The organism is Mycolicibacterium confluentis, from assembly GCF_010729895.1.
Classification (GTDB): domain Bacteria; phylum Actinomycetota; class Actinomycetes; order Mycobacteriales; family Mycobacteriaceae; genus Mycobacterium; species Mycobacterium confluentis.
Window position 1 is genome coordinate 5277646 of the sequence record NZ_AP022612.1, and the last position, 12844, is coordinate 5290489.

14 protein-coding genes are annotated in these 12844 nt (G+C 66.9%); 7 read left to right on the plus strand and 7 right to left on the minus strand.

Annotated features, from left to right (window positions below):
• The first annotated feature begins 5 nt into the window (after positions 1-5).
• A complete protein-coding gene (locus G6N34_RS24770; protein ID WP_085152146.1) occupies positions 6-962 on the plus strand; it encodes an alpha/beta hydrolase in 957 nt (318 codons plus the stop codon).
• A 101-nt stretch (positions 963-1063) separates the two neighbouring features.
• Positions 1064-2140 (plus strand): hypothetical protein, encoded by a 1077-nt coding sequence (locus tag G6N34_RS24775; protein WP_085152147.1) that lies wholly within the window; start codon positions 1064-1066, stop codon positions 2138-2140.
• A gap of 175 nt (positions 2141-2315) precedes the next feature.
• Here G6N34_RS24775 and G6N34_RS24780 read toward each other — a convergent pair whose 3' ends face one another.
• From G6N34_RS24780 to G6N34_RS24800, 5 genes are read right to left on the minus strand one after another with little or no spacing between them, the layout of a single operon-like run.
• Complete coding sequence (locus tag G6N34_RS24780; protein ID WP_085152148.1) at positions 2316-3902, minus strand: FAD-binding protein; 1587 nt, start codon at positions 3900-3902, stop codon at positions 2316-2318.
• A 12-nt stretch (positions 3903-3914) separates the two neighbouring features.
• Positions 3915-4706 (minus strand): SDR family NAD(P)-dependent oxidoreductase, encoded by a 792-nt coding sequence (locus G6N34_RS24785; RefSeq protein ID WP_085152149.1) that lies wholly within the window; start codon positions 4704-4706, stop codon positions 3915-3917.
• Complete coding sequence (locus G6N34_RS24790; protein WP_085152150.1) at positions 4690-5169, minus strand: nuclear transport factor 2 family protein; 480 nt, start codon at positions 5167-5169, stop codon at positions 4690-4692. The genes G6N34_RS24785 and G6N34_RS24790 overlap by 17 nt, the downstream gene beginning before the upstream one ends.
• A gap of 2 nt (positions 5170-5171) precedes the next feature.
• Positions 5172-5453, minus strand: coding sequence for a hypothetical protein (locus G6N34_RS24795; protein ID WP_179965852.1), 282 nt, complete (start codon positions 5451-5453; stop codon positions 5172-5174).
• Positions 5453-6610, minus strand: coding sequence for a 3-ketosteroid-9-alpha-monooxygenase, oxygenase component (locus tag G6N34_RS24800; RefSeq protein WP_085152229.1), 1158 nt, complete (start codon positions 6608-6610; stop codon positions 5453-5455). The genes G6N34_RS24795 and G6N34_RS24800 overlap by 1 nt, the downstream gene beginning before the upstream one ends.
• Before the next feature lie 133 nt (positions 6611-6743).
• Between G6N34_RS24800 and G6N34_RS24805 the strand changes: the two genes are divergently transcribed.
• Both G6N34_RS24805 and G6N34_RS24810 read left to right on the plus strand, forming a co-directional pair.
• Entirely contained in the window at positions 6744-8423 is a 1680-nt protein-coding gene (locus G6N34_RS24805; RefSeq protein WP_085152152.1) for a 3-ketosteroid-delta-1-dehydrogenase, read from the plus strand.
• 78 nt (positions 8424-8501) lie between these two features.
• Complete coding sequence (locus G6N34_RS24810) at positions 8502-8762, plus strand: hypothetical protein (RefSeq protein ID WP_085152153.1); 261 nt, start codon at positions 8502-8504, stop codon at positions 8760-8762.
• A 7-nt stretch (positions 8763-8769) separates the two neighbouring features.
• On the opposite strand, the gene G6N34_RS24815 is transcribed toward G6N34_RS24810, so the two are convergent.
• Positions 8770-9444, minus strand: coding sequence for a PadR family transcriptional regulator (locus G6N34_RS24815; RefSeq protein WP_085152154.1), 675 nt, complete (start codon positions 9442-9444; stop codon positions 8770-8772).
• 166 nt (positions 9445-9610) lie between these two features.
• Between G6N34_RS24815 and G6N34_RS24820 the strand changes: the two genes are divergently transcribed.
• Together G6N34_RS24820 and G6N34_RS24825 are read left to right on the plus strand one after the other, a co-directional pair.
• A complete protein-coding gene (locus G6N34_RS24820) occupies positions 9611-11155 on the plus strand; it encodes an FAD-binding protein (protein ID WP_207576323.1) in 1545 nt (514 codons plus the stop codon).
• On the plus strand, positions 11152-11763 hold the full coding sequence (locus G6N34_RS24825) for a PaaI family thioesterase (RefSeq protein ID WP_085152156.1): 612 nt from the start codon (positions 11152-11154) through the stop codon (positions 11761-11763). Before G6N34_RS24820 ends, G6N34_RS24825 begins: the two co-directional genes overlap by 4 nt.
• Before the next feature lie 18 nt (positions 11764-11781).
• Here G6N34_RS24825 and G6N34_RS24830 read toward each other — a convergent pair whose 3' ends face one another.
• Positions 11782-12126 carry a hypothetical protein gene (locus G6N34_RS24830; protein WP_085152230.1) on the minus strand — a complete coding sequence of 115 codons (345 nt, stop codon included), beginning with the start codon at positions 12124-12126 and terminating at the stop codon, positions 11782-11784.
• A 195-nt stretch (positions 12127-12321) separates the two neighbouring features.
• Here G6N34_RS24830 and G6N34_RS24835 point away from each other — a divergent pair, with 195 nt between their 5' ends.
• Complete coding sequence (locus G6N34_RS24835) at positions 12322-12834, plus strand: Rv2253/PknI dimerization domain-containing protein (RefSeq protein WP_085152231.1); 513 nt, start codon at positions 12322-12324, stop codon at positions 12832-12834.
• Positions 12835-12844 lie beyond the last annotated feature (10 nt).

Below are 12844 nucleotides of genomic sequence, written 5' to 3' on the forward strand. Positions count from 1 at the left end.
ATGCGATGACTGGCGCGCACCGACCCACTCTCGACCCCGATGCGGCCGCGCGGGTGGCCTCCTTCGGGCCCCCGACACCGATACGGGAACGCGGACTTCAGGCCGTGCGGGAGGCGATCGAATCAGCACCACCGCCGGCCGACATGCCGTCGATGGCGGAGATCAGCGACACCACGGTGCCCGGTCCCGGCGGGCCGATCCCGGTGCGGATCTACCGCCCAACACCGGCCGATGGGCCTGCGCCCGTGATCGTCCACCTCCACGGCGGTGGTCTGGTGATGGGTTCCAACCGGTCGTTCGAGCCCCTGGCCCGCGCACTCGCGGCGGCCAGTGGTGCGGTCGTGGTGGCGGTGGACTACCGACTGGCGCCCGAGAACCCCCCGCCGGCACAGTTCGAGGATGCCCTGGCGGTCACCAGATGGGTTGCTGCCGAGTCCGATTCGTACGGGTGGGACGCCGGAAAGCTTGTGCTCTGCGGCGACAGCGCCGGCGGCGGCATCGCCGCGGCGGTCGCGCTCCAGCTGCGTGACCACGGCGGGCCGGCGATCTTCGCGCAGGTGCTGATGTACCCGGGCCTGGACCGCGACATGGCAGCACCATCGGTGCTCGCGCTGCCGGACGCGCCGATGCTCCTCCACGACGACATCGTCTACATGCATGATCTCGCCGACGTCGGCGCGGGTGCGCCCCACGACGTCCGTCGCGTGCCCGCCTATGCCAGAGATCTGACGGGGTTGCCGCAGGCCATCGTGGTGACCGCCGAACTCGATCCGATCCACAGCTGGGGCGAGCGGTACGCCGAGCGTCTGCGCTACGCCGGAGTACAGACCACCATCACCCGCTACCCCGGCATCTACCACGGGTTTCTGATGCGGTCCGAGGCCACCGCACGGGGACGTCTGGCCATGGCGGAGACCGGTGCCCTGCTGCGCGCCAAGTTCGCCAACCCGCTGCCGTTCTGAAACTCGACTGACCTCCCGATGGTTGGACACTTCAGCGCCGTACCCCGGTGCCACCGCACACAATCGGACGAAATGCCTGTCATGAGTGAAGGAGTCCTGTGATGCTCACCGAAGAGCGACGGATGGAGCTGTCCGACATCCTGCGCCCCGCATCGCCACCCCGCGAGATCAACAATGTCTACACCGACGATCAGCGGCAGCGCCTGCTCGACGTCGTCCGCAAGGACGCTCCCTGGTCACTGATCATCGCCCAGCACTTCGCCTCTCCTGAAGAGCTGATGGCGACGATGAGCGGGGCGTTCCCCGAGGGCTTCGAACCCACCCTGGACCTGTTCCTGACCCCGACCTTCCGCGGGCACCTGGCCAACCACGGCACCGTGCTCTACCCCGAACTGCATGACTGCTTCTACAACGCGCAGTTCCTGGAAGAGGCGAAGTCGTACTGGAACGCCGAGTACGCCAAGCCGCAGATGATGCTGTTCAACATCAACGGCCCGTGCTGCAACCGCGATCCCGGCCATCTCGATTCGCCGAGCTTCCGTGGCGTGCGCTACGAGAACGCACCCACGTGGCTGGTCAGCGTGATGGGCAAATCCGGCCTGTTCCAGGATTATCTGATCAAGATGGCTCAGGTCATCACGTGGTTCTCCCACGATGAGGGCAGTGGCTTCACGTACTGGCCCGAAGGCCCGCTCAAGGCACCCCAGCGAGTCCTGCCGCCGGTCTACAACCGCGGTGTCGTGGTGCAGAACGAGATGATGGTGCATCGCGGCGAGGCCAACGGCCCACTGGAGCAGCAGGTCCCGGCCGGACTGTCCTTCGACACCGTGTTCGCCGGCGATCCTGCCTCCCGTGACCACTGGGTGCTGCGCAACGGTGACGACGTGATCGCCCGGCACCACACCGACGAACTGCGGTTCCTGGTGCACTGGTCGGCTGAGGTCTTCTCGGATTACGACGAGCTCAAGAAGAACATGGACCACTCAGACGATCTGACGATCGACAAAGCGATCGACGTCATGGTCGACGACCTGGCCAAGAAGGGCATCAAGCTCGACATCCCGAGTGCGCCGCTGCATGATCCGGCGTTCATCGGTGCGCTGAATGCCGCCTACGACCTGGGCGGCCCGGCGACCTACCCCGAAGAGGCGCCGCTCAGCGCGTTCGTGCTCAGCTGAGCTGACGTTGCACTGTGGCCCCGGGGTTATCCCTGGGGCCACAATGTTTTGTGCGGAATTGCAGTCAAATCCGCTGAAAAGCATGCAATTCCGCACATTTTGACGGCGGAGCGGGCGGGCGGCGGAGGGAGCGGGGGCGGCGCGAGCGGGTCGGCGGCGGAGCGTGTGGGCCCGCTTACCTGGTCACGGCGTCCGCACCCGCACGCCGGCCGCCGAACACGCAGTCCGAGATCGACAGCCCGCTGACGTAGCTGTTGGAGCACACGCCGACGGCGTTGCGGCCCGCGGCATACAGGCCCGGCACCACCCCACCGTCGCGATGGACCACTGCACCGGTGTCCTCGTCGACCACCAGTCCGCCCAGCGTCAGGCCGGGGATGGGATAGAACAACGACGAGTCGGCGGAGATGTTGATCGAGTAGAACGGTCCGCGCTCCAGCGACGGGCACAGTGAGGGATCCTTATGCGCGGGATCGCCTGCTCCACTGTCGATCCCGCGGTTGTACTCGTCGACGGTCTTGCGCAGACCGGTGACATCGATGCCGTTCTTCTCGGCGATCCCCTCGATCGAGGCCGCCTTCTTGTGACCGATGGACCGCAGGTACCAGATCTGAAGTCGCTGGAACACGTGGGTCTGATCCTTGATCTGCGCCTTGATCTTTCGCCACGTGGCGGCGTCGTAGATCGCCCATCCGGTGCCACCGAATTCGCGCATCATGACGTTGCCGTGGGTGGCGCCGTAGAGATCCTCGTTGACGATGCGTCGCCCGTCCGCGCCGACGGTGAGCCCTTCCAGGAAGGCGCTGGGTGGGGAGAGGAAGCGCCAGGCGGTGACGTTGCCCATCTTGTCGGTCACGCCACCCGCATCCAGCCCGAGTCGAATCCCGGTCCCGTCGTCGCCGACGGTGCCCAGCGGTGAGATCTTCAGGAACTCCGGCGCATACCGCTTCACCCAATCGCGGTTGTTGATGAACCCGCCCGCCGCCAGGATCACGGCCCCGGCGCGGGCTTCAGCCCGCACGCTGGCCTCCGCACGCAGCCGTTCACCTCGGTCCACCGCGCCGGCGACGACGCTCGGCATCCACGTCCCCAGCTTCCCGGTGGCCTTGTTGATGCGCCGATGCCGTCGCGCATTCCGATGCTTGGTGTTCAGCACTGTGTATCGAACGCCGGTGACTCGGCCGTCCTCGTCTTGGATCAGGGAGTCCACATGCGCGAGCGGAATGAACTGGACGCCCTTGGCCAGGGCGGAGTCCCGCAGGTGCTCGAACAGGACGCGACCGGAACTCATTCCGGGTGCCAGCACGCGGTGACCGCGAGGGGCCGGTTGCGCGTGATCGGCATACGGATAGGCCTTCTCGTTGCCCGAGTAGTAGAGGTAGTTGTCGTCGGTGGGGTACGAGGTCTTGTACGACGGCACCGTACCGCCCCGGAACTCCACACCCTGGGCTTTGAGCCAGTCGATCAGCCCGGGACTCTGCTCGCAGAACCGCATCAGCGTCTCGGGTTTGACGGCGCCCGTCACCTCCTGCTCGAGGTAGGCGCGCATGTTCTCCACGCTGTCCTCGTAGCCGCCCGCCCGCTGCTCGGCGGTTCCGGCGCCGGCGTAGACGATGCCGCCGGAGTACGCCGTGGCGCCGCCTCCGTAGCCGCGGTCCAGCACCAGCACTCGGGCACCGCGATCCGCGGCTTCGATCGCTGCGGCGGCGCCGGCAGCCCCGAAACCGACGACGATGACGTCATACTCGCGACTTGTTGGCATCGATGCTCCCTGTCAGAGAACGGATTTGATCTGCTTGGCCACCAGTCGGGTGGTGCGCCGCGGTGCGATGCGGGACAGCGTGTAGAGAGCATGGGCATCCGCGCCGATGATCACCCGGTATCGGTTCTTCGCGATTCCCTCGACGATCCTCCTGCCGGCCACCTCGGGAGTGGTGGCCAGGACGCGTCGCCCTCCGGCGTCGAGCATCTCCACCCCGGAGTTCTGCGCCAGATTGGTCGACACATTGCCCGGAAACACCGTCACGACACGGACATTGGTGTCCGCGAGTTCACCGTCCAACCCTTCGCTGAACTGTTTCACTGCGCCCTTGCTTGCGCTGTAGAGCACCTGGCTGGCGAACGGCACCAGGGCCGAGAGGCTCGACATGTTGGTGATGTTGGCTTCGGGTCGCAACACCAGGACCGGCAGGAACGCCCTGCACATCTGCACGGTGCCGGTGTAGTTCACCGCCATCACGCGATCGGCATGGTCTGCCTCAAGATCGGCGAACAGCGCGAACCTCTGGGCGATTCCGGCGATGTTCACCAGGCCGTCGACCTGGCCATGAAAGTCGATGACATGGGCGGGCAACGCTGCCACCGCCTCCGGGTCGGTGATGTTCAGGACGTGAGTCGACATCCGCATGCCGGTGGCGCGGGCTCGCTCGGCCGTGACGGTGAGTCCGTCCTGATCGAGGTCCACGGCGGCGACGTGCGCTCCCCGCCGACTCAGGCCCAACGCGACTTCGCGCCCCATCCCATTGCCTGCGCCGGTGACGACGAAGACCTTATCCGAGATGCGCATGAGCACCTTCCGCCTGCGTGAACGCCATCCGAGTGCGGGTGAGGTGTATGGATTGAATGCGCCACTGTCCCGCGGTCTTGGTGTATGTCTCGTGGTAATGGCCCGCACCCGTGAGGGTGTGACCACCTGGGAAGTCGACGATGTCGGCCATTGCCCAGATGCCCGTTGCCGTCGTCGGGCTTTCCAGGACGATCTCGGGTGTGTGGCCGTGGTGCACGGTTGTGCATCCCTCGAGCACCCCTCGGATCGACGTGACCAGTTCGTCCACGCCCACCCATGTTTGACCCGCCGCATCGGCGCCCTCGGTGGCCACCGCATTGTCGAAGGTGCCGACGACATCGTCGGCGAACAGGTCGCGCCAGGCCTCCCAGTCCTTGGTGTCCAGATGCCGGAAGTATCGCGCCTTCAGCTGCCGAACGGCTTCGATCTCGTCCCACGTTGTGGGTTCCGTTGGGTCTGACATGGCTAACCCCTTCCGTCAGAGTCGAATCCGGTCTCGTCGAGCACTGGCAACGATCCGTGGCGGACCGCGGTCTCAATGGACTCCCGCAACTGAGAACAGAGCGGCGGAACGTCGTCGCGCGACAGCGGATAGCGGCGTTGCGTGCAGCGCGCGGTGGACTCGGCGTTCCACTGCACGCTGGTCTGTTCCCAGCTGCTCTTGCGCACCAGCACGCGTGCCCCGCACGTCCCGCAGTCGACCGGCCGCATCGGCGTGTCCGCCAGCCGGTTGTCGGGGCGGACCATCACTTGTTGACGCCGACCAGCCTCGGCAGGCGGCCGGCAGCGAGGTTGTCCTCGACCTCTTTCATCCACGCCTCGCGAGGACGCGTGGTGTCGATCTCGAACTCGAAGCGGTCCACCATGTCCGGAGTCACGTCGGCGGCGTCGACGTAGAACTGCTCGTACCACCGCCGCAGCTGGTAGACGGGGCCGTCCTCCTCGCACAGCAGCGGGTTGTCGATGCGCGCCTTGCGCTTCCAGATCGCCACGTCCTGTTCGAAGCCCATCTTGACGAAGTCACCCAGTGCGGTGGCGATCTGCATCGCGATGTCCTCGGGCACCGCCTCGGACTTCTCGACCGTGATCCCGTACTGCAGCACAAAGGAATTCGCGTCGATCGGGTAGTGGCAGTTGAGCAGGACCGTGCGCTGGTCACCGTGCTCGTAGTGGTAGGTCAGATCGTCGATCATGAATGACGGCCCGTAGTAGGAGGCCACCGACGTGGTTCCGAGGATTTCCGCACCCTCCCCGGAGCCGAGGTCTGGCCGCGCCTCACTCTTGTAGTACTGCGTGGCGACGTGGCCCTCGAAGATGTTCTTGAATCCCGTCGGGAGGCCACCGTGGATGTAGAAGAAGTGCGCCATGTCCACGACGTTGTCGATGATCTCGCGGCAGTTGGTGTGGACGGTCGTGGTGTACCAGTGCCAGTCGGTCCACTGGTCGGTGCCGACACCCTCGATTCGGGGAATCGTCACGTCGGCCGGCGGAGCCTTCTTCTCGGGGTCGTTCCACACGAACAACATGCCGTCCTGCTCCAGGGTGGGCCAGGTCGCGGTGCGGGCGAGTTTGGGCACCCGACGGCTGTAGGGGATCTGCTTGCACCGGCCGTCACCGCCCCAGCGCCAGTCGTGGAACGGGCAGGCCACCTCGTTGCCCTTGACCTCGCCGTCGGACAGGTCACCGCCCATGTGCCTGCAGTAGGCGTCGAGCACGTTGATCTTGCCGTCCTCGCCGCGGAACACCACGAGCTTCCCGCCGAAAGCACTGATGGCATGCGGTTTTCCGTCGCCCAGATCACGAGTCAGGCCAATGCAGTGCCACCCTCGCGCGTAGCGGGTCGGTGCGGCCTGCGCCTCGATCTGACGAACCTCTTCGACGCCGTCGGGCTGCAACGAAGTCATTTCGGCCATCCTTGGTGTTATTGCTGACAGGAACATCCCCGTTCTAACACCGGAGCACCGGCGTGCCGGGGTCATGTTCCACTGACCGGGCAGGGCCCAGACACCGCGCACCAGCCGTTGTGAGAATCGGCCGGTGAACGATCCGCAGAACCTCACCGTCGATCTGCTCGTTGTCGGTTCCGGCACCGGCATGGCCGCGGCGCTGGCCGCCCATGAACTCGGGCTGTCGACGCTGATTCTCGAGAAGACGGCCTATGTGGGCGGGTCCACCGCACGTTCCGGCGGCGCGTTCTGGATGCCGGCCAACCCCATCCTGGCGGAGTCCGGATCCGACGACACCCTGGCTGCCGGGCACACCTACATGGACGCCGTGGTCGGCGACGCCGCGCCGCTCGACCGCGCCCACGCCTTCGTCGACAACGGGGCGGCGACCATCGAGATGCTTCGCCGCATGACGCCCATGAAGTTCCTGTGGGCCAAGGAGTACTCCGACTACCACCCGGAAGCGCCCGGCGGCAGCGCATTGGGCCGGACCTGCGAATGCCGCCCCTTCAACACCGCTGTCCTGGGGCCGGAATTGGCACGTCTGCGGCCCGGGGTGATGAAGTCCTCGTTCCCCATGCCGGTGACCGGCGCCGACTACCGCTGGCTCAACCTGATGGCCAGGGTGCCGCGAAAGGCGATACCGCGAATCCTGCTGCGGGCCTTCCAGGGCATCGGCGGCCTTGCCCTGCGCCGGCGCTATGCGGCGGGCGGGCAGGCCCTGGCGGCAGGGATGTACGCCGGGGTGCTGCGGGCCGGCATTCCCGTGTGGACCGATTCGCCCGTCACCGACCTGGTCCTCGAGGGCGATCGGGTGACCGGCGCGGTAGTGAAACGGGACAACGCCGAGGTCACCGTGACGGCCCGCCGCGGTGTGGTGCTGGCCGCGGGCGGGTTCGACCACCAGATGAGCTGGCGGCACAAATTCCAGTCCGAATCCCTTGGCGAGCACGCCAGCCTGGGCGCCGAGGGCAACACCGGCGACGGCATCAGGCTTGCACAAGACGCCTGCGGGGCCGACATCGGCCTGATGGACCAGGCCTGGTGGTTCCCCGCCTTCGCCCCACTACCCGGTGGCGACCCGACCGTCATGCTCGCCGAACGATCTCTCCCGGGCTGTCTCCTGGTGGACCAGACCGGCAGTCGCTTCATCAACGAGGCCATGGACTACATGTCCTTCGGTCAGAAGGTGCTCGAACGCGAACGCGCTGCCAACCCGATCGAAGACATGTGGATGATCTTCGATCAGCAGTATCGGAACAGCTATGTCCTTGCCGCGGAACTGTTTCCGCGGATGCCGATTCCGCAGACCTGGTACGACGCCGGAATCGCACACCGCAGTGACGACCTGGCTTCGCTGGCGCGAGGGATGGGTGTGGACCCGCAGAATCTGGTGTCCACCATGGATCGCTTCAACACCCTGGCGCGGTCGGGAGTCGACGCCGACTTCGGCCGTGGCGCCAGCGCGTACGACCGCTACTACGGTGATCCCACCGTCACCCCGAATCCGAACCTGCGACCGCTGGAAGCTGGCCCGTACTACGCCGTCAAGGTCGTGCTCAGCGACCTGGGCACCTGCGGTGGCCTGCGCGCCGATGCGCTGGGACGGGTTCTGCGCGAGGACGCCTCGGTGGTCGAGGGGCTCTACGCGATCGGCAACACCGCCGCCAACACCTTCGGCGCCAGCTATCCCGGCGCAGGTGCCACCATCGGGCAGGGCCTGGTGTTCGGGTACATCGCGGCGCATCACGCCGCGGGCCGCACCGCCTGAAATTCGGACGTACGGGTCGGTGCGTGGGACGAGGACTACCTGGCCGTCGGCAGCCCGCTCGAACGGAAGCGTCAACGCATGGACGAGGCCGTGGCCGCGATGCGCAGGGTGTGGGCCCAAGAACATGTACGCGACTTCTGGGACCAGGAGATCGTCGCCACCGGACCCGCGTCCTCCTACGTGACGGCCCCCTCCGCAGGGACATTGAACTGCGGAGCATCCGCCCTCCGAGCCGCGGTGAACGGCGCGCGCGAAGCCGGTCTCGACGAACTCCGGCTCATCCCGACAACCTCGGACCCCGATGAGATCGATCGAGCGCGCGAGGTGCTCGGCATCTGACCCGGGGTCAGGTTGCGCCGTCTGAGTTCTCGGCGGCGATGCGTCGCTCCACCTCATACCAGTACTCCCGCACCGGGTATTCGATGTTCTGCACACCCGTCTCGGCCAGGTGCTCCTCCACGGCGTCAAGATCCTTGATCATCCGCAGTGCGAGTTCGCGTTCGGACGCGTAATAGCGCTCCGACCATTGCAGGGCCATCCCCGCGTAGGACCAGGCCGGTTGGTCCGCGGTCCATCGGGCCTCGGTGGCGGCGGCCTTATGCATCTTGTCCGCGTAGTCGGCATGCTCAACCAGGACCTCGCGCAGGCGACCCGGTTTCATCAAGTGGCCCAGCATGACCCGCAGCACCGGATTGTGCTTGAGCGTCGGGGGCTCGACGGCCTCTTCGTTGGCCCACCGCGTGACCGCGGTCATTCCCTCGGGAGTGATCTTGTACATCCGCCGACTGCGCGCGCCCGCGTCCACGCGCGAACTCACCAGGCCGAGTCGCTCCAGGCGCTTCAGTTCGGAGTAGATCTGGCTGTACGCCGGGCTCGAATAGAAGAACTGGATGGCCCAGTTGATCCACTTCTTGATGTCGTAGCCGGAGAGTTCATCACCGCCGGAAAGCATGCCCAGCAACGCCCACCCGGTGGGCGACACACTCAGCTCACCATGTGAGGAGTCGGCGGCATCTGTCACTCGCCAAGGCTAGCAACCGATGGCCGAGGGCAGGGCCCTGCAACCGCTGACCGGGAGGTCAGGCTTGCGCGACGGGCCTGTCACCGCCGACAGTGCACAGGAACCTTCGCATCCGTGGACCCGAGGAGTGGTATGTCCGGCACAGCGCAGACCCCCGGTGATCGCCGTGGCTGACTTCGATGCGGTCGTCGACGTCGTTGTCGCCGGGTCAGGTGGTGGCATCGCGGGCGCCTACACCGCGGCCCGAGAGGGGCTTTCGGTGCTGCTGGTGGAGGCCACCGATCAGTTCGGCGGCACCACCGCGTACTCCGGCGGGGGCGGAATGTGGTTCCCGTGCAACCCGGTACTGCAACGCGCGGGAAGCGACGACACCCTGGAGGCGGCCCTCACGTACTTCCACGCCGTCGTCGGCGACCGCACTCCTCGCGACCTGCAGGACACCTACGTTCTGGGTGGCGCGCCGTTCATCGACTATCTGGAGAAGGACTCGGCCTTCGAGTTCATGGTGCTGCCCTGGCCGGACTACTACGGCAGCGCGCCGGGCGCCCGCAACGACGGCTACCGGCACACCATCCCGGTGCCCCTCCCCGACTCCGCACTCGGCCGATACCGCGGCCTGGTGCGGGGGCCACTGGACACCGAGCGACTCGGCGCGCCCGCCCCCGATCTCCTGTCGGGCGGCCGCGCCCTGGTGGGACGATTCCTGGCCGCGCTCGACAAACTCCCCCACGCCGACTGCCGGCGCAACGCCCCGCTCACCGAACTGATCGTCGAGGACGGTGCTGTGGTCGGCGCGGTGATCGAACAGGACGGGAGCCCTGTGCGGGTACAGGCCCGGCGCGGCGTCCTGCTGGCTTCCGGGGGCTTCGAGCAGAACGCCGCGATGCGGGCCCAGTACCGGGTCCCCGGCAGTGCCGAGGACACCATGGGCGCGCCGCAGAACACCGGGATGGCACACCAGGCCGCCATGGCGGTCGGCGCTGACACCGATCTGATGGACCAGGCGTGGTGGTCCCCGGGTATGACCCACCCCGACGGCCGCTCGGCGTTCGCGCTGTGGTTCACCGGCGGCATCTTCGTCAACCAGGACGGTCGCCGCTTCGTCAACGAGTCGGCCCCCTACGACCGCATCGGCCGCGAGGTGATCCGACAGATCGAGGCCGGTCAGACGACGCTGCCGTTCTGGATGGTCTACGACAACCGGGCCGGTGACATTCCTCCCGTCGGTGCCACGAACGTGTCGATGGTCGACGCCGCGCAGTACCGCGAGGCTGGCCTGTGGCACACCGCCGACACCCTCGGTGAACTCGCCGAGGCCATTGGGGTTCCGGCGGCGAACCTGGAAGCGACGATCCAACGGTTCAACACGCTGGCCGCCGACGGTGTCGACACTGACCTGGGCCGCGGCGACGAACCCTACGATCGGGTCTTCACCGATGGTGCTTCACCGCTGGTCCCCATCGACACCCCGCCGTATCACGCTGCGGCTTTCGGCCTTTCGGACCTCGGCACCAAGGGTGGTCTGCGCACCGACACCCATGCCCGGGTGCTCAACCGCGACGGCTCCCCCATCCCGGGGTTGTACGCGGCCGGCAACACCATGGCTGCGGTCAGCGGCACCACCTATCCCGGCGGCGGAAATCCGATCGGCGCCTCAATGTTGTTCAGCCACTTGGCCGCACTCGACATGGCGGCCGGAAACACCCCGTGAGCAGTCCACTCACCCCGGACGAGGTACAGCGCACCGAAGACACCTTCGGTCCGCTGACGCAGTCACTGCGCACGCTCATCGACGCCACGATTCGCAGCCAGGCCGACGACGCCGACGTGCGACGCGCCCATGCGCTGATCGAAGAGGCCACTGCGCTGCTCAGCACTCGCCTGGATCCCGAGCCCTTCGGCGTCCGCACGACGACCGACGGTCGGACGCTCACCTGGGGCAATGTGCTCATCGGGATGCGAAACGCGATCGCCCCGCCGCTGCGGGTGCAACGCGACGAGAATGGCGACGCCGCTGCGGAACTCACTCTCGGTGCCCCCTATGAGGGACCGCCGGGGCTCGTCCATGGCGGAGTGTGCGCGCTGCTGCTCGACCACGTGCTCAGCGCCACCGCACACCGACCCGGCGCACCGGCGTTCACAGGCACCCTCACGGTGCGCTATGTGGCGCCGACCCCGCTGGGCCGACTTCGGGTCGAGGCCTGGACCGACCGCCATGACGGTGGGAAAACCCATGCGAAGGGCCATATCCTGGACGCTGCCGGCGCAGTGACCGTGCAGGCCGACGGGGTCTTCATCCGGCCGAAGGTGAAACCGTGACGGGTGCGGCCGGGGGTGCTATGCGTCCCCGCGTCTCCATCGTGGGGCGCCGTTCTGCGACTGGCAGATGAGGAACAGGCCGTCCGGCGCCTGCGCCACCCATCTTTCGTAGCCCGCGCACTCCGAATCGAATTCCTTGACTCCGGCCATCGACGGCGAGCGGAAATACCGCGGTTCATAGCGACGCGGTGACCCGCAGAACACCAGTCTGCCCGGCAGGATCGACGGACCCGCGACCGCAGTCCCGAACACGAAATACCCTGTGTCAGAGCACGGTGCACCCAGGACCACACCGGGCGTGATGCCCGGTGTGCACGTCGGACCGTCACAGTTCACCGGGTCAGCGTTCGCGGGCGCTGCCATGACCACGGCGGCCGACAACGACACCGCCGCCGCAACCACATTCACTCGCACAACGAGGCACTCTGGCAGGCGCACGGTCCATCCAGAGGCCAACGGCCCACTCAGCGGACACGCACAGCCGCCGCCGAGCCCCTCCGGTGGTTGACTTCGATCACCGCTGTGTCCGTGCCACCAGGCGAGTTCGAGGAGCAGGCAATGCCGCGTGTGACCGCAATCGTGACCGCCGCCGCCGTCGTGACCCTCGGCGGTGTCTCCACCAGCGCCGTCGCGACGGCGGACAATCCGGCGTGGGGCCTCAACGGCACCTACACCGCCACCTCCAACGGCGAGTGGGCACGGAAGAACGAGGTCTTCTACGACCAGGCCAGCCTGCGCAGCACGTGGACGGTCACGAGCACCTGCAGCTACCCGGGCGAGTGCACCGGCACCGTCGTCAGCGACTGGGGTTGGACTGCGCCGATCTACCAGAAGAGCGGCACCTGGTGGGTCAAGCACACCGTCGAGAACTGGGTTCCCTGCCCGGACGGCAGCACCGCCCCCGGTCTGCAGACCTTCCGCTTCAAACCGATGACCCCCGAGGGCGCGTACGTCGATCCGACCTCGACGACGCTGGTCGGCGAGGACATCACCACCGGCCCCAGCGGGGCCTGCGGGGTGAGCAAGCCGGTGTACATCAACATGCCGTTCAAGCTCGTCAAGGTCGGCTGAGACCTCCTCC